At 42.5% G+C, this 20,764-nt stretch carries 21 protein-coding genes; 17 read left to right on the plus strand and 4 right to left on the minus strand.

Features of this window, described 5'->3' with window-relative positions; all coding sequences use genetic code 11:
- The 12 genes from P7J58_RS02650 to P7J58_RS02705 all read left to right on the plus strand — a co-directional run.
- Positions 1–446: LPXTG cell wall anchor domain-containing protein (locus P7J58_RS02650; RefSeq protein WP_408572553.1), on the plus strand; the 446-nt coding region annotated here is incomplete at its 5' end.
- A gap of 179 nt (positions 447–625) precedes the next feature.
- On the plus strand, positions 626–1,483 hold the full coding sequence (locus P7J58_RS02655; protein ID WP_029177834.1) for a MetQ/NlpA family ABC transporter substrate-binding protein: 858 nt from the start codon (positions 626–628) through the stop codon (positions 1,481–1,483).
- Between the two features lie 154 nt (positions 1,484–1,637).
- On the plus strand, positions 1,638–3,005 hold the full coding sequence (locus P7J58_RS02660) for a M20/M25/M40 family metallo-hydrolase (protein WP_408555657.1): 1,368 nt from the start codon (positions 1,638–1,640) through the stop codon (positions 3,003–3,005).
- A complete protein-coding gene (locus P7J58_RS02665; protein WP_408555656.1) occupies positions 2,998–4,062 on the plus strand; it encodes a methionine ABC transporter ATP-binding protein in 1,065 nt (354 codons plus the stop codon). Before P7J58_RS02660 ends, P7J58_RS02665 begins: the two co-directional genes overlap by 8 nt.
- Positions 4,063–4,755, plus strand: a complete 693-nt coding sequence (locus P7J58_RS02670) for a methionine ABC transporter permease (protein ID WP_014638544.1) — start codon at positions 4,063–4,065, stop codon at positions 4,753–4,755.
- A gap of 170 nt (positions 4,756–4,925) precedes the next feature.
- Complete coding sequence (locus P7J58_RS02675; protein WP_029184893.1) at positions 4,926–5,630, plus strand: B3/4 domain-containing protein; 705 nt, start codon at positions 4,926–4,928, stop codon at positions 5,628–5,630.
- A gap of 266 nt (positions 5,631–5,896) precedes the next feature.
- Positions 5,897–6,376, plus strand: coding sequence for a DUF1398 domain-containing protein (locus tag P7J58_RS02680; protein WP_024378145.1), 480 nt, complete (start codon positions 5,897–5,899; stop codon positions 6,374–6,376).
- 34 nt (positions 6,377–6,410) lie between these two features.
- Positions 6,411–7,328 (plus strand): glycine--tRNA ligase subunit alpha, encoded by a 918-nt coding sequence (glyQ, locus tag P7J58_RS02685; RefSeq protein ID WP_024376683.1) that lies wholly within the window; start codon positions 6,411–6,413, stop codon positions 7,326–7,328.
- A complete protein-coding gene (locus tag P7J58_RS02690) occupies positions 7,328–7,708 on the plus strand; it encodes a hypothetical protein (RefSeq protein WP_024376684.1) in 381 nt (126 codons plus the stop codon). Before glyQ ends, P7J58_RS02690 begins: the two co-directional genes overlap by 1 nt.
- Before the next feature lie 11 nt (positions 7,709–7,719).
- Positions 7,720–9,753 carry a glycine--tRNA ligase subunit beta gene (gene glyS, locus P7J58_RS02695; RefSeq protein WP_408555655.1) on the plus strand — a complete coding sequence of 678 codons (2,034 nt, stop codon included), beginning with the start codon at positions 7,720–7,722 and terminating at the stop codon, positions 9,751–9,753.
- Between the two features lie 9 nt (positions 9,754–9,762).
- The gene (locus P7J58_RS02700) at positions 9,763–10,020 is read left to right on the plus strand and encodes a DUF896 family protein (RefSeq protein ID WP_408555654.1); all 258 of its coding nucleotides are present in this window, start codon (positions 9,763–9,765) and stop codon (positions 10,018–10,020) included.
- Between the two features lie 139 nt (positions 10,021–10,159).
- On the plus strand, positions 10,160–10,531 hold the full coding sequence (locus P7J58_RS02705; protein ID WP_044672758.1) for a hypothetical protein: 372 nt from the start codon (positions 10,160–10,162) through the stop codon (positions 10,529–10,531).
- 21 nt (positions 10,532–10,552) lie between these two features.
- Here P7J58_RS02705 and P7J58_RS02710 read toward each other — a convergent pair whose 3' ends face one another.
- From P7J58_RS02710 to P7J58_RS02725, 4 genes are all read right to left on the minus strand, one after another.
- Complete coding sequence (locus P7J58_RS02710) at positions 10,553–11,890, minus strand: MATE family efflux transporter (protein ID WP_044672759.1); 1,338 nt, start codon at positions 11,888–11,890, stop codon at positions 10,553–10,555.
- Positions 11,891–12,210: 320 nt separating this feature from the next.
- Complete coding sequence (locus P7J58_RS02715) at positions 12,211–12,876, minus strand: potassium channel family protein (RefSeq protein WP_044777586.1); 666 nt, start codon at positions 12,874–12,876, stop codon at positions 12,211–12,213.
- Positions 12,877–12,887: 11 nt separating this feature from the next.
- Entirely contained in the window at positions 12,888–14,237 is a 1,350-nt protein-coding gene (locus P7J58_RS02720) for a TrkH family potassium uptake protein (RefSeq protein WP_029174444.1), read from the minus strand.
- 262 nt (positions 14,238–14,499) lie between these two features.
- On the minus strand, positions 14,500–15,039 hold the full coding sequence (locus tag P7J58_RS02725; RefSeq protein WP_408555653.1) for a Gx transporter family protein: 540 nt from the start codon (positions 15,037–15,039) through the stop codon (positions 14,500–14,502).
- A gap of 183 nt (positions 15,040–15,222) precedes the next feature.
- Here P7J58_RS02725 and P7J58_RS02730 point away from each other — a divergent pair, with 183 nt between their 5' ends.
- The 5 genes from P7J58_RS02730 to menA all read left to right on the plus strand — a co-directional run bounded on the left by P7J58_RS02730 (position 15,223) and on the right by menA (position 20,756).
- The gene (locus tag P7J58_RS02730; RefSeq protein ID WP_024380526.1) at positions 15,223–17,115 is read left to right on the plus strand and encodes an NAD(P)/FAD-dependent oxidoreductase; all 1,893 of its coding nucleotides are present in this window, start codon (positions 15,223–15,225) and stop codon (positions 17,113–17,115) included.
- 18 nt (positions 17,116–17,133) lie between these two features.
- Entirely contained in the window at positions 17,134–18,123 is a 990-nt protein-coding gene (locus tag P7J58_RS02735; protein ID WP_172013033.1) for a polyprenyl synthetase family protein, read from the plus strand.
- 78 nt (positions 18,124–18,201) lie between these two features.
- Positions 18,202–18,681, plus strand: coding sequence for an FMN-binding protein (locus tag P7J58_RS02740; protein ID WP_002942658.1), 480 nt, complete (start codon positions 18,202–18,204; stop codon positions 18,679–18,681).
- Between the two features lie 76 nt (positions 18,682–18,757).
- Positions 18,758–19,807 carry an FAD:protein FMN transferase gene (locus P7J58_RS02745; protein WP_044760156.1) on the plus strand — a complete coding sequence of 350 codons (1,050 nt, stop codon included), beginning with the start codon at positions 18,758–18,760 and terminating at the stop codon, positions 19,805–19,807.
- Positions 19,800–20,756: a 1,4-dihydroxy-2-naphthoate polyprenyltransferase gene (gene menA / locus P7J58_RS02750; protein WP_408555652.1), complete on the plus strand. Its 957-nt coding sequence runs from the start codon at positions 19,800–19,802 to the stop codon at positions 20,754–20,756. Before P7J58_RS02745 ends, menA begins: the two co-directional genes overlap by 8 nt.
- Positions 20,757–20,764 lie beyond the last annotated feature (8 nt).

Raw genomic sequence — 20,764 nt, forward strand, 5'->3', positions numbered from 1 at the left:
CAACAGAAGTCGAACCGCCAGTCGAAGAAACGCCGCCAACTTCAACAGAAGTCGAACCGCCAGTCGAAGAAACGCCGCCAACTTCAACAGAAGTCGAACCGCCAGTCGAAGAAACGCCGCCAACTTCAACAGAAGTCGAACCGCCAGTCATAGAAACACCTGTTGCACTAATCAAAGGAGTATCAGCAGTTACTGAATCTTCAAGTAACCTAACTAATCTAGTGTATCCAGTTATCGAAGTATCGACCCAATTGACATTGGGAAATACTAATAACGAGGCTTTATATTCAGCAACTACCGTTTCGAGACAGAAAGTAGAATCTGAAAAATCATCGGCCTCTATCTTACCTAGAACAAATGGACATCAGTCCAAGCTACCAATTTTGGCGGGACTCGCACTTCTTAGCTTAACTGTAGCTAAAAGGAAAAAAGATTTCTTAGGCTAGCAAGCTGGGAAAATATTACGAAAGAGGGAAATAGCTTCCCTCTTTTTATTATCAATACTTATAGTTGCAAGGGTATTTGTTATAACGAAAAGTTATAACTTTCTATAAAAAAAGTCAATTAGTCAGAAAGAACATTCTGTGTTAAGATAGATACAGTTCTAATTTAAGGAGATCATTTTATGAAATTAAAAAAATTGTTTAGTTTAGCAGCAGCTGCTTTATCAGTAGGTGTACTTGCTGCATGTGGTAGCTCGTCTTCTAGCTCTTCATCCGATTCTTCAGCAACAACTGTTCGTGTGGGTGTGATGAGCTTGAGCGATTCTGAGCAAGCTCGTTGGGATAAAGTTCAAGAAATTCTCGGGGACGAAGTGAAGTTGGAATTCACTCAATTTACAGACTATTCACAACCAAACAAGGCAGTAGCTGAAAATGAGGTAGACATCAACGCCTTCCAGCACTATAACTTCTTGAATAACTGGAATGAAGAAAATGGTGAAGATTTGGTTGCTATTGCGGATACTTATATCGCACCAATCCGTCTTTACTCAGGTACAGCTGATGGTAAAAATAAGTACACTAAAGTGGAAGAAATTCCAGACGGTGCCGAAATTGCGGTTCCAAACGACCCAACAAACGAAAGTCGTGCTCTTTACCTTCTTCAAGCAGCTGGTTTGATCAAGGTTGGTGTATCTGGTACAGAATTGGCAACTATTGCTGATATTACTGAAAACAAGAAAAACTTGAAGATCACTGAGTTGGATGCAAGCCAAACAGCAAGCTCACTTAGCTCAGTTGATGCAGCAGTTGTAAACAACACATTTGTGTTGGAAGCTGGTTTGGATTACAAAAATGCCCTTTACAAAGAGCAAAAAGATGAAAATTCAAAACAGTGGTACAACTTGATTGCAGCTCGTAGCGATTGGGAAAAATCAGAGCAAGCAGCAGCGATTAAGAAAATTATCGAAGCCTACCACACGGATGAAGTGAAAAAGGTTATTGAAGAGACTTCAGACGGTATGGATGAGCCAGTTTGGTAAAATGCAAATAGGTCGAGGACTGGACAGAATTGTTCAGCCCTCTATCTGTTTTTATAGAGATAAGACAATCTTTTAACTAAAGTTAGAAATACCATAATATATTTGATTTTGGTTAGTAGATTTGATTGATTTTCATTGAGTATGAGGAGAAAGTATGGCAGATAGTAAAGTTCAAGCATTTGAAAATGATGCGATTATTCAAACTTATTTTGAAAAGTTGAAGGTCTTGATTTCAAAGAAATCTATTTTTGCTCAACAGATTGGTCTCTTAGATGTGGCGACTTACTTGAAAGAGATGTTTGAAGAGGCAGGGGCGGAGGTTATTCTAGATGACAGTTATGCAGCACCTTTTGTCATGGCTAAGTTTGCAGCGACAGTCCCAAATGCCAAAACCTTGATTTTCTATAACCACTACGATACAGTGCCAGCAGATGCCGATCAGGTCTGGGAGAAGGGGAACCCCTTTGAATTGACCATTTCCGATGGCTATATCTATGGTCGGGGGGTAGATGATGATAAGGGCCATATCACAGCTCGTCTGTCGGCCTTGAAAAAATATCAAGCTAGACAGAATGGCCATTTACCAGTCAATGTGATTTTTATTATGGAAGGGGCTGAGGAGTCAGCTTCTGTCGACTTGGACAAATATCTTTCAAAATATAAAGAACATTTGATTGGTGCTGATTTGCTTGTCTGGGAGCAGGGGCATCGCAATAGCCTACATCAGCTAGAAATCGCTGGGGGAAACAAGGGAATTGTGACCTTTGATCTTCAGGTCAAATCAGCTGACTTAGACATTCATTCTTCTTATGGAGGTGTCATTGATTCGGCAAGCTGGTATTTATTATCAGCACTTCAATCCATGCGGGCTGCAGATGGACGAATTTTGGTTGATGGTATTTACGAACAAGTGCAAGAACCAAATGAACGTGAATTGGCCTTAGTTGAGGAATTTGCACTGGCTACCAGTCAGTCTATGAAGGAGATTTATGGCTTAACACTGCCTACTTTGGTGGAGGAGCGTCGTGAGTTTCTCAAGCGTTTGTATTTTGAGCCATCGATTACCATTGAAGGCTTGTCAACTGGCTATCTTGGTCAAGGTGTCAAGACCATCATACCAGCTCAGGCTTCTGCGAAAATGGAGGTTCGTTTGGTGCCTGGTTTGGACCCCCATGATGTTTTGGAAAAAATTCGACAGCACTTAGATAAGCATGGTTTTGGTCAGGTAGAAGTTATCTTTACCTTGGGTGAAAAGAGTTACCGAAGTGACATGTCCCACCCTGCCATTGTCAATGTGATTGAATTGGCCAAAAAATTGACACCAGAAGGAGTTGCTGTCTTGCCAACGTCCCCGGGGACAGGCCCTATGCACACAGTCTTTCATGCTCTAGGTGTACCGATTGCAGGATTTGGTCTAGGAAATGCCAACAGCCGTGACCATGCCGGTGATGAAAATGTCAGCATCGCTGACTACTATAGCCATGTTGAATTAGTAGAGGAGTTAATTGCAAGTTATGAGTAAGGAAATGATTAAGCTAGATAATATTGATGTAACTTTCCAGCAGAAAAAACATACAATCGAAGCGGTAAAGGATGTGACCATCCATATCAATCAAGGGGATATTTACGGTATCGTAGGTTATTCTGGAGCAGGGAAATCTACCCTTGTACGTGTCATCAATTTATTGCAGGTGCCGACAGCGGGTAAAATTACTATCGATGAGGATGTAATTTACGAGGGAGAAAAGGTCACACTTACCCCAGCTCAATTGCGGAGCAAACGCCGTGAAATCGGCATGATTTTCCAGCATTTCAATCTGATGGCTCAGATGACGGCAGAAGAAAACGTAGCCTTTGCTCTCAAGCATTCTGGCTTGAGCAAGGAAGCGAAGAAAGAAAAAGTTGCTAAGTTGTTGGACTTGGTTGGTCTTTCGGATCGTGCTGAAAACTATCCAGTTCAGTTGTCTGGTGGTCAAAAACAACGTGTTGCCATTGCCCGTGCCTTAGCAAATGACCCTAAAATCTTGATTTCTGATGAGTCTACTTCAGCCTTGGATCCGAAAACAACTAAGCAGATTTTGGCACTTTTGCAGGAATTGAATGAAAAATTGGGCTTGACTATTGTTATGATTACCCACGAGATGCAGATTGTAAAAGACATTTGTAACCGTGTGGCTGTTATGCAGGATGGTCGCTTGATCGAAGAAGGTTCAGTTTTAGAAATCTTCTCTCATCCAAAGGAAGAATTGACACAGGATTTCATCAAAACAGCAACAGGAATTGATGAGGCCCTGGTGAAAATTTACCAGCAGGATATTGTTCAGAATTTGCCTGAGAATAGCATTTTAGTGCAACTCAAGTATGCTGGTTCAAATACGGATACGGCGATTGTGAATGACTTGTATAAATTCTATCAAGTATCTGCCAATATTCTTTATGGCAATATTGAAATTTTGGACCATACGCCAGTCGGTGAGATGGTAGTGATCTTATCAGGTGAACCTGGTCAGTTGCACCGTGCGATTGAGGCAGTGACGGAGGCGCGTGTGGAAGTGACGATTTTGAAAGGAGCAAATTAGATGTTAGAATGGATTCAAACGAATTTTCCAGATATTTATAAATTGGGCTGGGATGGTCAGACAGGTTGGTTAACACATTTTAATTTGACCCTCTATATGACCTTTGTTTCCTTTGCTTTCGGTGGATTTATGGGCTTGGTGTCTGGTTTATTCTTGGTTTTGACAGGTCCACGTGGGGTTATTGCCAATAAGACGGTTTATTGGATTTTGGATAAGGTAGCTTCTATCTTCCGTGCCATTCCTTTCATTATTTTGTTGGCGGCCATTGCTCCTTTGACAAAAATTATTGTTGGAAAAACCATTGGTACAGAGGCGGCTTTGGTGCCCCTTGCCCTGTCAGTCTTCCCTTTCTTTGCACGTCAGGTTGAAGTGGTCTTGTCAGAATTGGACCGTGGTGTCATTGAGGCTGCTCAGGCATCAGGTGCGACTTTCTGGGATATTGTCCTTGTCTATCTGCGTGAAGGTCTGCCTGACTTGATTCGTGTGACGACCTTTGCCCTGGTTTCCTTGGTCGGCTATACAGCCATGGCAGGAGCTATCGGAGCAGGTGGTTTGGGACAGGTTGCGCTATCATACGGCTACTTACGGTATAATAATGATGTGACCTTTTTAGCAACTCTTTTGATTTTAGTTATCATCTTCGTAATCCAGTTTATTGGAGATTTCTTGACGAGGAAGATTAGTCATAGATAGTTATTTGGCTGTGTTTTTTCAAATTTTGGATAGTCCTTGACTTTTTTATACAATAATGTTAATTAAATAAACACTGCCACCGGGTAGTCATGCAACAGCATTTTATGAACGTCGTTAGGTCTTAGAAGATGTTCATAGGGTGCTGATTTTTCTATAAAAGGAGTGAGAATATGTCACAATTTATTATTGATTCATCGTTTTGGAATTTATTTCCAGATGCAAAAATCGGAGTTCTCTTATTGAAAGACTATAAGGCTCCATCGCAATCGCCAGAAGAACTTGTGAACTTGCTTGAGGAGAGTAACAGCATTGCCCAGAAATTTCTTACGGAAGATACCTTTAGTGAGAACGAGGTCATTCGTACATATCGTCAAGCCTATCAAAAATTTAAAACAAAAAAAGGCGCGCGTTCTAGTATCGAAGCCCTTTTGAAACGTTCAACTAGTGACCGTCCAGTCACAACAATTTCTCCATTAGTGGACATTTATAATGCGGCGAGTTTACGTTTTGGTCTTCCATGTGGTGCTGAAGATTTAGATACATTTGTAGGTAATCTTCAACTAACGGTCACTGAGGGTGGAGATGAGTTTTATCTGATTGGTGATGAAACCAATAACCCAACTCTACCAGGTGAAGTTTGCTATAAGGATGATAAAGGCGCCGTTTGTCGCTGTTTCAATTGGCGCGATGGTGAGCGAACCATGATTACGGATGAGACAAAGAATGCTTTCTTGGTCATGGAGTTGGTCAATTCTGATAGAGTAGAAGATTTGGAAAATGCCCTAGATTTTATCAGTCAACAGGCAGAAAAATTCTTGGGAGTAGTACCAGAAAAATATCTACTAGATTGCGACAGGCCTGCAATAGCCTTGTAGGATTTGTCAGCGGGATTGTGTACGGATAAATAGTGGTCTTTCTAGACAAATGTTGATTTTTCTGCTACAATACTAAGCATGAAAGAAGGTTGTTTCAAAAGCCTGTCTAGCGAGCTTGGGAGAGTGAAAGCCAAGCCAGTCTTGAAATAATTGGCGCTTTCCCAGTCGTGACCATGTCCGACTCAATCAGATTCATACAAATGAAGTAATAAATTAGGGTGGAACCGCGTTCTCAACGCCCCTATGTCTGTTGACAGGGGAAGAGAATGTGGTTCTTTTTGTCTGCCGACCGAGTATTTCTTGTTTTTCATCTCAAGGTGGAAGACAGCTACTATAAAGAAAGGAGACCAATGTTCACCTTAGAAAACATCAATCGAGGTCATGTACAGTTTACTGGGCCTGATTTTCCCAAACTGATTGCCTATTTTAAGGACTTGAGTATGGTAGAAAATACGGTGGATATTCAGTCTGGGCAGGTTACCTATCGCTCACAGACAGGGCAGACTCTGGAAAAACAGGGCTATCAAGCGACGGTACCTGTTTCGGACCAAGCCAATCTGGACCAGTTTGTGACTATCTTACGCAATCACCAGGCTGGACAAACAGATTTTCTCACCTTCTGTCAAGAAACAGCAGAAGCAGGTATTTACAAGTGGGTCACTGACCTAGAAGCTATGACCTGCTCCTATGTGGACAAGGTAGAGCAGCCTGTCTTTGTGGAAGCTGTACCGAGTGTGAAGAACTAGCAATTTTACAATATAAATAGAAAGAAGGAAGAATATGTCAAAGAAGTTGACTTTTCAAGAAATCATTTTAACCTTACAACAATTTTGGAATGAGCAGGGGTGCTTGCTCATGCAGGCTTATGATACGGAAAAAGGTGCGGGGACTATGAGCCCTTACACCTTCTTGCGTGCTATCGGTCCTGAGCCATGGAATGCGGCTTATGTGGAGCCATCTCGTCGTCCAGCTGACGGTCGTTACGGAGAAAATCCAAACCGCTTGTATCAGCACCACCAATTCCAAGTGGTGATGAAACCGTCGCCTTCTAACATCCAAGAACTTTACTTGGAATCTTTGGAGCGTTTGGGCATCAATCCTTTGGAGCATGATATTCGCTTCGTTGAGGACAACTGGGAAAACCCATCAACAGGATCAGCTGGTCTGGGCTGGGAAGTTTGGTTGGACGGTATGGAAATCACGCAGTTTACCTATTTCCAACAGGTTGGCGGCTTGGCGACTGGCCCCGTTACAGCCGAAGTAACTTATGGTTTGGAGCGTTTGGCTTCCTATATTCAAGAGGTTGACTCCGTTTACGATATTGAGTGGGCTGACGGTGTTAAATACGGCGAAATCTTTATTCAGCCGGAGTACGAGCATTCAAAATACTCCTTTGAAGTATCAGACCAGGATATGCTCCTTGAAAACTTTACCAAGTTTGAGAAAGAAGCAGAGCGGGCTTTGGAAGAGGGGTTGGTTCACCCAGCCTTTGACTATGTTCTCAAATGTTCTCATACCTTTAACTTGTTGGATGCCCGCGGTGCCGTGTCTGTAACCGAGCGTGCAGGCTACATCGCCCGTATCCGCAACCTTGCCCGTGTCGTTGCCAAGACCTTTGTGGCAGAGCGGAAGAAACTTGGCTTCCCACTTTTAGATGAAGCAACACGAGCAGAATTGTTGGCCGAAGAGGTTGAATAATGCCTTTGAGATATGAAGAACCAGATATTTTAATTTCTTTAAGTTTAAAGGTAGATGAAGAAATTAAAATTGATTATCCTGTTAAACCTGAAGAATATCATAATAAGAGGATGAAACGTGCAATTCTGAGTCATTTGCTCAGCGGCTTGTTACCGGAAGATAAATTCAATAATATTATACTATCGGTGGTGACTTCGTCCGATGACATGAAATTAGTAATCCTATCAATTTCATTTAACTCTTCACTAGTTGAGTTCCTTGATTCATCAGAGCAACTTTTAAACTCTTTTAGAGATTCTGAAGGGAAGATTATCCCATTGTGGAGTGCTGAAAAACATATTACATCTAAGTGTGTAGGAGTAAAAATTACAGAAAGTTAGAATAAGAAGGTATGAAAAAACTATTAATTGAACTTGGCTTGGAAGAAATCCCTGCCTACATCGTAACCCCCGCCATGCACCAGTTGCGTGACCGCATGGCGACTTTTTTGACAGACAACCGTTTGGCTTTTGATAGCATCGATGTCTTTTCAACACCACGCCGTTTGGCTGTTCGTGTCCGTGGTTTGGCGGACCAGCAGACTGACTTGACGGAAGATTTCAAGGGGCCTGCTAAGAAGATTGCCTTGGACGCAGACGGAAACTTCACCAAGGCGGCAGAAGGTTTTGTCCGTGGCAAAGGCTTGACGACTGCTGATATCGAATTCCGCGAGATGAAGGGTGAAGAGTATGTCTACGTGACCAAACACGAAGCTGGTCAGTCAGCTAAGGCAGTCTTGGCGGGCATTCCAGAGGTCTTGAAGGCTATGACCTTCCCTGTCAGCATGAACTGGGCGTCCAACAAATTTGCCTACATCCGCCCTGTCCACACCTTGACCGTTCTCTTGGACGACGAGGCATTGGACATGGATTTCTTGGACATTTCATCCGCTCGCATCAGCCGTGGTCATCGTTTCCTTGGAAATGAAACGGAGATTGCAAGTGCAGATTCTTACGAGGCTGACCTGCGTGCACAGTTTGTCATTACAGACCCCGCAGAGCGTCAAAATATGATCGTCGAGCAAATCAAGGCGATCGAGGACAAACACAATGTGACCGTTGAGATTGACCAAGACCTGCTCAATGAAGTTCTCAACCTGGTCGAGTACCCAACTGCTTTCATGGGTTCCTTTGACACCAAGTACCTAGAAGTACCAGAAGAGGTCTTGGTGACTTCTATGAAAAATCACCAACGTTACTTCGTAGTGCGTGATAAGGCTGGCAAACTCTTGCCAAACTTCATCTCTGTCCGTAACGGTAACGACCAGTACCTTGACAATGTCATCAAAGGAAATGAAAAAGTCTTGGTGGCACGTTTGGAAGATGGTGAGTTCTTCTGGCGTGAAGACCAAAAACTCAAGATTGCCGACTTGGTAGAACGCCTCAAAGTCGTGACCTTCCATGAGAAAATCGGCTCCCTTTATGAGCACATGGAACGCACCAAAGTTATCGCAGAAAAACTGGCTGACTTGGCAGGCTTGTCTGCGGATGAAAAAGCGGATGTGGCACGTGCAGCGGACATTTACAAGTTTGATCTCTTGACAGGTATGGTCGGCGAGTTTGATGAATTACAAGGGATTATGGGTGAGAAGTATGCCCTTCTTGCAGGGGAAAAACCTGCGGTGGCAGCGGCAATCCGTGAGCACTATCTTCCTAACTCAGCAGAAGGCGAATTACCTGAGAGCAAGGTCGGGGCGGTCTTGGCACTGGCTGACAAGTTTGATACCCTTCTCTCCTTCTTCTCAGTAGGTCTCATTCCTTCTGGCTCAAACGACCCTTACGCTCTGCGTCGTGCGACACAGGGTATCGTGCGGATCTTGGAAGCATTTGGCTGGGAAATTCCATTGGATCAGTTGATTGCGGAGCTCTACAGCTTGAACTTTGCCAGCTTGACCTATGACAACCAGCCAGCTGTGATGGACTTTATCCGTGCTCGTGTAGAGAAGATGATGGATAAGGCGATTCCGAAAGACATCCGTGAGGCTGTACTTGCCAGCTCAACATTTGTGGTTAGACTACAACTGGCAGCCAGCTCTGCTATTTTCCAAAAATCAAAAGAGGCTGACTACAAGGAAGCCGTGGAAAACTTGTCACGTGTCTTCAACTTGGCTGAAAAGGCGGAGGCGACTGACATTGACGAGGTCCTCTTTGAAAATGACCAGGAAAAAGCCCTTGCAGCTGCAGTGGCGAACTTGGAGTTGACAGAAGATATGGCGGGCAACTTGGACAAGCTCTTTGCTCTCAGCCCAGTCATCGCAGCCTTCTTCGACAATACCATGGTCATGGTAGACGACGCGGCGGTTAAAGCCAACCGTTTGGCTTTATTGAAAGCCTTGGCGGATAAGGCTGCTGTAGTAGCAGTCTTCAATCTCTTGAACAGTAAGTAGGAGGCAAACATGGAACAAGCAAAAATCGATCGCCTCAATGAATTGGCCCGCAAGAAAAAGGCGGAAGGTTTGACAGAGGAGGAGTTGCAGGAACAGGCAGCTCTTCGTGAGGAGTACATTGAGGGCTACCGCCGTAGTGTGCGTGCCCATGTCGAAGGCATCAAGATTGTCGATGAAGACGGCAACGACGTGACGCCAGAGAAACTCCGCCAAGTCCAACGTGAAAAGGGCTTGCATGGCCGTAGCTTGGACGACCCGAATTCCTAAGAATAAGGTTGCTAAAAAAACAAGTAAAGACTAGGTTTCCTAGTCTTTTTTTGTGCTTTTGAGAACATATATTTACTTGTTCATTCGATTCATAAATGATAAAATGTATATAGATAAATAGGCTCAGGAGGGCTTTGTCATGAAAAAACTACTCTATTTTCTCTTGTTTCTTACCTACATCGCATGTGCATACAGCACGATTTTCTTTCTGCCTTTTATGTACTTTTCTGGAATTGTTGAGGCAACAGGAGTTGGTCTGGGCCTAAGCTATTCCCTACATCAAGAAGTCAAAAAGCATCCTGAAAAACAATTGTCAGAGTATTTACCGTGGGGATCTAAGAGGGACAAGATTATGGTAGTAACCATTCTACTTTTCTCCATTTTGGTCAGTTTCATTCCAGATGTGAATTGGCATAGAGGCCTGGCAATCCTCTTAGGTATCAGCTATGTACTCCTTTGGCAAGCTATGCTTATCCAATTCCTGCGAAAATATTATTTTAAAAACGCATGAGAGTTTCATGCGTTTTCTTTTCTAAATACTTTGTCCAGCTTTTAATTTTTTCATAAAGATGATGGAACTTGGAATCAGGACGATGATGCTTCCGATCCAGGCGGCAGGGTTAGCGGCGGCGGTCCCATAAAAACCGAAATACTGCATGCCGATGATGGCGACTGCTACTCGGAAAATCAATTCTCCAAAGCCTGCTAGTGTTGGGATAAAGCCCTTGCCAAGTCCCTGAATAAAGCTACGAAGAATAAAGAGGGAAGCAACAATCCAGTAACAAGAGCCGTTAATGATGTAGTAAACAAGAGCCAAGTCCAGCACTGTTTGACTGGCATTTGGCAGAAAGAGACCAGAGAAGAAGCGATTGCTCAAGATGAGAATGACCGCAAATACAATGGCCCAAGCAATGCTGAGGAGTAATGAGTGGCGCACTCCTTCTCGAATACGATCATAGAGCTTGGCACCGTAGTTCTGAGCAGTAAAGGTTGCGATAGCCAAGCCCAGATTGACCATGGGCAGCATAGCCAACTGGTCAGTACGAAGGGCAATGGCCTGGGCGGCGATTGCGTCTGTCCCTAGTTGGTTGACCATAAACTGCAAGGTCATGGCTCCGATGGCGATAATACTGGCTTGAAATCCCATTGGAAAAGCAAGCTGGGCATGTTTCTTGAGATTACCTCTATCCAATTTTAAATCAGCTAGTCCGATATGATAGTGAGGTACCTTGTGGATAATGTAAAAAATAAGAAAGAGGACCGAACAGGCTTGGGCAAGGATAGTTGCAAAGCCAGCTCCGAAAACGCCCCAGTTCATGACTAAGATAAAGAAAAAATCCAGACCGATATTGATAAAACAAGCGATAACTAGAGCCAGTAGAGGTGTTTTAGAGTTTCCGAGACTGCGTAGGGCTGAAGACAGGAAATTATAAAAAATAGTAAAGGTCAATCCTCCAAACATGGCCGTTAGAAAGGCATGGGAGTGGTCGATGATACTCACAGGTGTTTGCATTAAGACCAAGATAGGTTTCAAAAAAGCTAAGGCTAAGACTGTTAGTAAAAGGCTGATGAGGGAAGCGTAGAAGAGTCCGTGGACAAAAGATTTTTTAAGCCCCTCTAAGTCGCCAGCTCCAAAGCGTTGGGCAGAAATAATGGTTAATCCATTGGTAACACCTTGGGCAAAACCGATGATTAAAAAAATCAGGCTGGCTGTCGAACCGACACTTGCAAAGGCATCCTTTCCCAAAGTATGCCCTACAATCATGGAATCAGCAAAATTATAGGCCAGTTGAAAAAAAGATCCAATCAATAAGGGAATAGCGAATTGTAAGATGACTGCAATCGGCTTTCCTTTGGTTAAATCATTCATAACGTCTCCTTTTGACAGATGATAAGCCCACTAGATAAATGATAGTCTAGTAGGCTTTCTAGGGATAAAATATTTCTCCTGAAAACGGAGTATAGGGCGTAAATTTGTTATTCATACTCTTCGAAAATCAAAATCAGACATTGTTGACTTGATTTGATGAGTGAAAGGCTCCAGTGGAGCCTTTCAGCCTGTTACCTTGAAACAAAATAGTAACAGGGTTCTATCTGCGTAAGTAGTAACGAACTACGTTCGCCCTATCTCCAACCTCCAAAGGTTCCCCAAACCTTTGGAGCTAGTCTGTTTTTGATTTTCATTGAGTATTAATTTGTCAGCTCTTCAAAATGATCGACAGTGTTATGGTCTGTTACTGCTAAGATGAGTTCGTTAGATTTGAAGACATAGTCAGGAGTTAGTTGGATGTTTAATTCCTGATTTTCGCCACTTCGGTAACCGATAATATTGAGTTTATAGTGTTGGCGGAGTTTTAATTCGCCGAGTGTTTTGCCAATCCATTTTACTGGCGGGTGAAACTCAACAATGGAAACATTACCGTCAAGCTCAAAGAGGCTGGTTGTATCGCGGTGGAGTAATTGTTTGGCTAGGGAAATACCTGTTTCGCGTTCGGGAGAAATGACCTTGTCAGCACCAACACGGAGAAGGACTTCTTTCGCAGTTGTTCCTTTGACTTTGGCAATGACCATAGGAACGCCTAGGACCTTGCTATGCATAACAGCAAGGACACTGGATTCCAAGTTTTCGCCAGTAGCTACAACAACAGCATCGCAGTTACCGATTCCTGCTGCACGTAGGAGCGAGCGATCGGTGATGTCTCCGACAATACCGCGCGTGAGAATAGGTTCTAGATGATTGATACGTTGTTCATGATTATCGATAGCAATAATATTGCAATCGTAATTGTGTAATGTTTTTGCAATGGTAGTACCAAAAACTCCCAGGCCGAGAATTCCGATAGTATAGTTTGGCATGATTTCTCCTTTTAAACAAGCATAGATGATTTTGCGTATTGAAGACTTTCGGTTTTAGATAATTTTCGAACAGAAAGGCTTGCGAGAATAGAAAGTGGACCGATACGGCCGAAGAACATGAGCGCCATAATGACTGCTTGACCGGCCATGGTTAGACTTGGTGTCTGATTGGCAGTAACACCTACAGTGGCTAGTGCTGACATGACCTCGAACATTAAAAATAGAAGTGGTTGTCGGTCATCTGTTAAGGCAAGTGCGAAGAGTCCTATGATAAACATAAGCAGGAAGACGGAGAATGTCGCAAAAGCTTTGCGGATGCTGAGGTTATCAATGGTTCGTCCCATAAAGTTGGTATGAGGGAGACCGAGAATCTCGCTACGAGCATAGAGCACTAAGGTTAGGAAGGCGGTTATTTTAATACCGCCGGCTGTTCCACCTGGGGCTCCGCCAAGCATCATCTGAAAGATATAGAGCAAGAGGGTGATTGGTTCAGCCTTCGTGTAGTCGATACTGGCAAAACCAGCGGTTCGCATGGTGACCGTCTGGAAAAAGCTGGCTAATAATTTATGACCAAATGATAGTTGCCCGATAGTAGAAGGGTTATTCCATTCAGTGAGTAAGGTTGTCAGAGTTCCGAGGGTTAGTATAGTAGCTGTTAGACCTAGAACAATCTTTGTATGGAACCCTAGTTTTCGTAGGCTACGTTTTTGCCCGATTTGTGTCTGAAGGTCAAACCAAACCGAGAATCCAAGACCTCCCATAATAATGAGACTGGCTAATGTTATGTTGATTAGAGGATTATCCACATAGCGCATGATGCTAGTTGCGCCAAAATTATCAAAACCAGCATTACAAAAGGCTGATATAGCTACGAAAATCGAGGTAAATAAACCTCTTGCCCATCCAAATTCAGGTACAAAATGAAAGGACAGTAAGAGGGCTCCAAAGGCTTCGACCGCCAAGGTAAAACCAAAAGCTGATTTGAGGAAGTTACGAAAATATTTTGTGTCAGATCGGTTTAGAGCCTCTTGTAAGGTCGCCATATTGATGAAATTCATTTTACGACCACCGCGTAAAGCGAAGAGACCGATAAATCCTATCAAGCTCAAACCACCAATTTGGATTAGCATCATACAGATAATCTGTCCAAAAGTGGAATAGGTTTCAGCAACGGCTTTGGTAAATAGTCCTGTCACACAAACCATGGAGACAGATGTGAAGAGATGATCCCAATAACTTGCTGTAGAGGTGCTAATTTGTGAGATGGGAAGACTTAGTAAAATTGATCCAGTCAGAATCACGAATAAGAAACTGATAATGATTCGCTGACTGGGAGAAAGTTTAATCCTAAATGGTGACATAATTCTACCTTTTCTCAAAAAAATAAAAGATGAAGATATTGTAGCACAAAAGAAAGAAAATGTACGACTAAAACACGCAAAGAACCTGATTTTTTCTCTTCTTGAAAGCTTCCTTGTTTTTTATTACCATGGATTTTATAAGTGGTGTTTACATGAGGTGGCTCATTTTATTTGTGACACCAGGATTATGGGGAAATTATTATGGGCAATGAAAAAGTGGTTCGGACCATAAAAAGAATCTCCTTAGTTGACCTAGGGAGATTTATTTCCATTCTGCTAAGACTTGTTGATGATAGTGACGTAAAGGTCCGACCTTTTGGAGGAGGTAGGTAGCAGCCAGTCCGACCAATAAGCCTGATAAAATTCCTGTAAAAGCGAGGATTGGCAGGTAGTTCAGTACATAGAAAGAACGGGCGATGGTAGCAAAAACAAGAAGCTGACCAAGATTGTGCAACATCCCACCCAGAATAGAAATTCCAATAGGACTGACACGGTTTGGACCGAGCTGCTTGGCAGAGAGCATTCCTACATAACTCAAAGTAGTTCCGGCAAAGCCATAGAGGAATGTGGAAAAGGTGCCTCCCAGAAAGGTTGAGATGAGCAAGCGTAGTGCGACAACCTTTAGGCTATCCTTTGTAGGGAGGGTAAAGATAGCGATCAAGCTAATTAAATTTCCCAGTCCTAGCTTGGCACCTGGAGCAAAGGCAAATGGGGGGGTGATGAGTCGTTCAATCAAAGAAATGACAACTGCCTGAGCTGCCAGCATCGTAATAAAGTTAAGTGTTTGATGTTTAGAATTCATGTGTGTAGAGAAAAAACTCTTTCTAGTCGATTATCTATTTTACTATCATACTTGTTTTTGTTCTCTATGGCAAGTTTTGTTTGTTGTATATTACTAATTATTGAAATTTGCTTGTCAACTATCTTGGAATACGATATAATGGAAACATGTGATTTGTTTTGATTTTCACAAGGAGGAAACATTGTGACGAAAAATATTGTGATTGTCGGTGCTGGTTATGCGGGGATTGCAGCAGCTCGATTGCTAGGAAAAACTTTTAAAAAGGATCAAGATGTAACAGTTACCTTGATTGATAAGAACTCTTTCCATACCTATATGACAGAGTTGCATGAAGTTGCGGCTGGGCGTGTAGAAGCCAATGCAATCAAGTATGACCTTCAACGTATCTTCAAAAAATATCCAAAGGTTCAATTGGTAACAGATAAGGTTGTTGAGATTGACTACGATAAGAAACAAGTAGTTGCGGAACACCAAACTCTGGATTTTGATTACCTGCTCCTTGCAATGGGTGGTGAGGCTAATGACTTTGGTGTGAAAGGTGTTAAAGAACACGGTTTTACACTTTGGTCTATCGAAGCAGCAGAACGTTTGCATGACCACATGATTGATGCTTGCTATCGTGCCATGCGTGAGCATGATGAAGCCAAACGTCGCGCTCTTCTAACATTTACCGTTATCGGTGCTGGCTTCACAGGTATTGAGATGATCGGTGAGTTGATTGACTGGGTACCAATTTTGGCGCGTGAGTTCAAGTTGGATCCAAAAGAATTCTCTCTCAAGGTTGTCGAAGCAACGCCAAATATCTTGGCTATGGTTACTGAAAAAGAGCAAGTCAAGGCACGTAAATACCTTGAGAAAAAAGGTGTTGAATTGGTACTTGGCGATGGTGTAGCAAGTGTACAAGAAGATAGCTTGACACTTTCATCAGGTCGTCAAATTCCTACCTATACCTCTATTTGGACAGCTGGTGTTCAAGCCAATACAGACGCAAGTGAATTTGGTATTGAAAAAGCACGTGCAGGTCGTTTGGTAGCCAATGAGTTCATGGAAGCGAAAGGCAAGGAAAATGTCTATGTAGCTGGCGACTTGGTTTACTTTGAAGAATCAGAAGGAAAACCAACTCCACAGATTGTACAAGCAGCTGAACAGACAGGTCATACGGCAGCAAGCAATATTATTGCAGCAATCAAGGGTGGCGAAAAGCATAGCTACAAAGGTAAATATGATGGGTTTATGGTGTCTATTGGAGCACGCTACGGTGTAGCCTTCTTGATGGACAAATACCACATGTCAGGCTTTATGGCAATGGCTGTCAAACACATGGTAAACCTACTCTACTTCTTTACCATCCGTAGTTTCTTCTACATGGGTTCTTATGTTCGTCATGAATTCTTTGACATTCAGAATAAGCGAAACATTTTTGGCGGTCATACTTCAGGCAAAGGAAATCTTCTCTGGTCTGTGCCAATGCGTGTCCTTTATGGTTCAGTATGGCTCTACGAAGGTATCAAGAAAGCCTTTGGTCTATTCGGAACAACATCATGGTTTGGGGATCAAGTTGTCTTCCCATTCCCTTGGTTAGCTGACCCAGTATCTGGTGCATCTGCTGCTGAGGCGGTTTCAAGTGCCTCACAAGCGGCAACTGCTGCGGCAGAAGCAGCTGAACCAATTTTTGGTTTGAGCTATGCCTATGGTGAAGCACCGATGGCTGTTTTGGACAAAATGCCTGATTGGTTTGCTACTATCATGGAATTTATGATGCCAAACCAAGAAGTAGCACTCTTTATGCAAAAATTTATGACAGTAGCAGAAATCGGTATCGGTCTGGCTTTGATTGCTGGTGCCTTTGTATGGATTGTATCTGCTGCAACCGTTGCTTTGGTAGTTATGTTCAGCCTGTCAGGCATGTTCTACTGGGTAAATATTTGGTTCATCCCAGCAGCTATTTCTCTTATGAATGGTGCGGGTAGAGCCTTCGGTCTAGACTATTGGATTATGCCGTGGTTGGGTCGTTTCCTAGACAAGAAGATTTATGGAAAGCCCAAGCATATTTACCGTATCAAGGATAAAAAATAAAGGAAATATAGAAAGTTAGTGGTACATCAAATTTGGAATACCTATCCTGAGATTGAGAGGGGACTTGAAGAGGTAAAATCCATCATCTTATCTGAGATGATGGTCCTGCATCCAGCAGTTACATCGAAGATTGTTGAATATGTAGAGGCACCAGGGAAATACCTGCGTGCTGGCCTCTGTCTACTCTTTGCACAAATGACGGAAGGAAAGATTAGCCGTTCAAAGCTATATTTTGCTGCCCATTTAGAAGTTCTGCATCTGGCGACTCTTATTCATGACGATGTGATTGATGGCGCGGATAAACGGAGGGGAGTCACGGCGGCTCATCAACAATTTTCGAATCGAATCGCTATCTACACGGGTGATTATCTTCTGGCCTATTCAAGTCGACTATTTGGAAAAGGGCTTCGTTTGCTAGAAGTATCATGTGATGATTTGGATTTGGGCAATGATAAGCTGATGGAAACAATTCTTCGAGGAGAATTATCTCAGCTACTCAATCAATTTGATGCCAATATGACTATGAAAGCCTATCTCAAGCAAATTCAAGGAAAAACAGCTTTTCTATTTGGACTTGCCTGTCAACTTGGGAGTTTTGTACCAGGTCAATCTAGGAAAGACAGTAGCATGGCTTTTCGGTCTGGGCAAGCACTTGGCATGGCCTTTCAGCTACGAGATGACTTAATTGACTACCAGCTGGATGTGGCAGAGTCAGGAAAACCTAGATTGCAAGATATTCAAAACGGTATCTATACTGCACCGCTACTTTTTGCCATGCGAGAAGACAAGTCTATCCAGCAGCAATTGCGGGCTTATATTCAATCCCCTACGGCAGAAGGGTTGGAAATCCTTACAGATAGGATTTTTGCAACGCATGCTATTGCCAAAACAGAGAAACTGATTGTTAGCTATTTGGAAAAAATGATGAATTTTGTAGATAGAATACCACAGTTATCGACTGCGTCTATGCAAAATTTGGTGGCAATAGTTTTTAGTCATTATTTTTAAAAAAATACTAGACAATTTAGTTTATTAGGTATATCATTATAAATATAAAACTATTTACTTTACAAAAGGAGTATTGTTATGAAAACAACTAAAGTTGTGTTGAAAAGTTTGGTAGTTCTTGGTGCGGTATTTGCACTTGCTGCTTGCGGTTCTAAACAAGAATCTACTTCAACTTCATCTTCAACTACAGAAACAGTAGTATTGAAAGATGGTACTTACAAAGCTGAGTCAGGCAAAGACGATTATGGCTACAAAATTGTTCACACATTGACTGTTAAAGACGGAAAAATCAGTGAGTCAAAATTTGACTACGAAGCTGAAGATGGAAGTCTTAAATCAGCAAATGAAGAGTACAACAAAAACATGAAAGATAAAGCTGGAGTTTCTGCTGGTGAAGCAATCGAACAACTTAATGCAGCTTTAGTGAAAGAACAAGACCTTTCAGCTGTTGAAGTTGTCTCAGGTGCAACTCAGACTTCTGAAGACTTCAAGAAGAGTACAGAAGCCCTTCTTGCAGCAGCTGCTGAAGGAAAAACAGAAACTGTAAAACTTGACTAATTTAGTCAGTTCAGAAAGACACAGTCGCACTTGTTTGGCTACTGTGTCTTCTTATTTTTTGGGGAAGGTAAAATCAGTGAAAAAAATTGCAAGTCTATTGTTCGTGGGCCTACTGATGGTTTTGCTTGTTGCCTGTGGTGGTAAACAAAACGAAAGTTTATCTGTTGTGAAAACTCCGTTGACTCGTAGTGAAAGCTTACTTCACACAGTAGTGCAATTGAGCATTTATCATGAAAATCAGGAAGAAGCGATGGATGAAGCTGTCTCCTATATCAAGGAGATGGAAAGTCTGTTGTCCACAAACTTGGAAGGGGCAGATGTCTACCGTATCAATCAGGCAGCAGGAAAAGAAGCTGTTGAGGTGGATGAACGTACCTTTGAAGTGATTGAAACAGCTATTGACATGAGTAAAGAAAGTCAGGGGCTATTTGACATTTCCATTGGAGCTGTGAGCAATCTGTGGAAAATTGGAGATGAGGATGCACGTAAGCCGAGTGATGAAGAAATCAAAGCTGCTCTGCCATTTATCATTTATAAAGACATTACTTTAGATAAGGAGAAGAAGACCGTCTTTATCAAAGAAGGAATGACGCTAGAATTAGGAGCCATTTCCAAAGGTTACATTGCAGATAAGGTTAGAGAATTGTTTGCCAGTAAAGGGATTACGACAGCTATCATCAATCTAGGTGGGAATGTAGTGGTTATGGGGGATTCGCCTACGACGCAAAATGGTTGGAATGTGGGAGTTCAGGACCCAGACCAAGTGCGTGGAGCAACGGTTGGTTCTGTGCCAGGGACACATGATTCGGTTGTTACCTCAGGGATTTACGAACGTTTTTTAGAAGTCGATGGTGTCAAATACCACCACATACTGGATCCAAAAACGGGATATCCTGTGGAAAACGATATCTCAGGTGTGACAGTCTTTTCCAAAACATCTATCCAAGGAGATGCATTATCCACAACTCTCTTCTTACTAGGTGTGGAAAAAGGTCTTGACTTTATCAATCAGATTGACGGTGTAGAAGCTGTTTTCATCGATAAGGAGCAGGGCGTTCATCTGAGTGATGGCTTGAAAGAAAGCTTTGAATTAACGAATGAGGAGTATCATCTTGTCAATGAATAAATCAACTAAAGGGCTCAGTCTGCCTGTATTTCTAGAATTTGTTGAACTGAAGACCAAGGTAGCTAGTGTTTTTCCGATGACCCTGGGGATTTTATGGAGCCTGTATCGCTATCAAGCTTTCAATTGGCTCAATACTCTCCTCTTCATTATTGCCGTCCTTAGCTTTGACATGTGTACAACTGCCATCAACAATAGCATGGACTACCACAAGGCCAAGGATGAAACCTATCGTCAGGAAAGCAATGTGATTGGAAAATTCTCTCTAGATTTTCGGCAGATGCTTCGAATCGTCTTTGCTTTACTTATTTTTTCTCTACTGGTTTCATTACTCCTTGTATGGCGGACCAGTTGGCTCCTACTACCGATGGGAGCTCTCTGTTTCCTCATTGGAATCTTCTATACCTTTGGCCCTATTCCGCTTTCGAGAATGCCTCTTGGTGAAGTTTTCTCTGGTGTAACCATGGGATTTGGCATCTTCTTTCTTGCTGTATTTATTCAGCAATCAGATTTGCTACTGACCAGCCAAGTGAGCGGCCAGTGGATGACCTTGCAATTCTCTTGGACAAGAATAATAGAAATTATTTTTATGTCCATTCCTTTGGTAACCTTGATTGCCAATATCATGTTGGCCAACAATACCTGTGATTTAGAGGAAGATATTCGCAATCATCGTTATACTCTGGTTTACTATATTAGCAAGAAAAATGCTCTCAAATTGTATTTTGTCTTAGCAAGCGTACCTTGGTTGCTGTGGATAATCTACTGTCTGACTGGATTCTTACCAATCTGGGCACTGGTAGGTTTAATCGGAGTTTGGCCTGCTTATAAGAGTCTAGAAACATTTTTGAAAAAGCAAGTCAAACGGGAAACCTTTATCGAGGCAGTAAAGAGTTTTGTACTCTTTGCGCTGTTATATGTGGTGATACTTGCTTTAGCTCTTATTTTCTAAAAAGGAAA

The sequence above is a fragment of the Streptococcus suis genome (genome assembly GCF_046032535.1).
Classification (GTDB): Bacteria; Bacillota; Bacilli; order Lactobacillales; family Streptococcaceae; genus Streptococcus; species Streptococcus suis_AK.

Bases quoted from the DNA above. Each gene is read 5' to 3' on its own strand.
- P7J58_RS02655 (WP_029177834.1), top strand. From the start codon at position 626: ATGAAATTAAAAAAATTGTTTAGTTTAGCAGCAGCTGCTTTATCAGTA.
- P7J58_RS02660 (WP_408555657.1), top strand. From the start codon at position 1,638: ATGGCAGATAGTAAAGTTCAAGCATTTGAAAATGATGCGATTATTCAA.
- P7J58_RS02665 (WP_408555656.1), top strand. From the start codon at position 2,998: ATGAGTAAGGAAATGATTAAGCTAGATAATATTGATGTAACTTTCCAG.
- P7J58_RS02670 (WP_014638544.1), top strand. From the start codon at position 4,063: ATGTTAGAATGGATTCAAACGAATTTTCCAGATATTTATAAATTGGGC.
- P7J58_RS02675 (WP_029184893.1), top strand. From the start codon at position 4,926: ATGTCACAATTTATTATTGATTCATCGTTTTGGAATTTATTTCCAGAT.
- P7J58_RS02680 (WP_024378145.1), top strand. From the start codon at position 5,897: ATGTGGTTCTTTTTGTCTGCCGACCGAGTATTTCTTGTTTTTCATCTC.
- glyQ (WP_024376683.1), top strand. From the start codon at position 6,411: ATGTCAAAGAAGTTGACTTTTCAAGAAATCATTTTAACCTTACAACAA.
- P7J58_RS02690 (WP_024376684.1), top strand. From the start codon at position 7,328: ATGCCTTTGAGATATGAAGAACCAGATATTTTAATTTCTTTAAGTTTA.
- glyS (WP_408555655.1), top strand. From the start codon at position 7,720: ATGAAAAAACTATTAATTGAACTTGGCTTGGAAGAAATCCCTGCCTAC.
- P7J58_RS02700 (WP_408555654.1), top strand. From the start codon at position 9,763: ATGGAACAAGCAAAAATCGATCGCCTCAATGAATTGGCCCGCAAGAAA.
- P7J58_RS02705 (WP_044672758.1), top strand. From the start codon at position 10,160: ATGAAAAAACTACTCTATTTTCTCTTGTTTCTTACCTACATCGCATGT.
- P7J58_RS02710 (WP_044672759.1), bottom strand. From the start codon at position 11,890: ATGAATGATTTAACCAAAGGAAAGCCGATTGCAGTCATCTTACAATTC.
- P7J58_RS02715 (WP_044777586.1), bottom strand. From the start codon at position 12,876: ATGCCAAACTATACTATCGGAATTCTCGGCCTGGGAGTTTTTGGTACT.
- P7J58_RS02720 (WP_029174444.1), bottom strand. From the start codon at position 14,237: ATGTCACCATTTAGGATTAAACTTTCTCCCAGTCAGCGAATCATTATC.
- P7J58_RS02725 (WP_408555653.1), bottom strand. From the start codon at position 15,039: ATGAATTCTAAACATCAAACACTTAACTTTATTACGATGCTGGCAGCT.
- P7J58_RS02740 (WP_002942658.1), top strand. From the start codon at position 18,202: ATGAAAACAACTAAAGTTGTGTTGAAAAGTTTGGTAGTTCTTGGTGCG.
- menA (WP_408555652.1), top strand. From the start codon at position 19,800: ATGAATAAATCAACTAAAGGGCTCAGTCTGCCTGTATTTCTAGAATTT.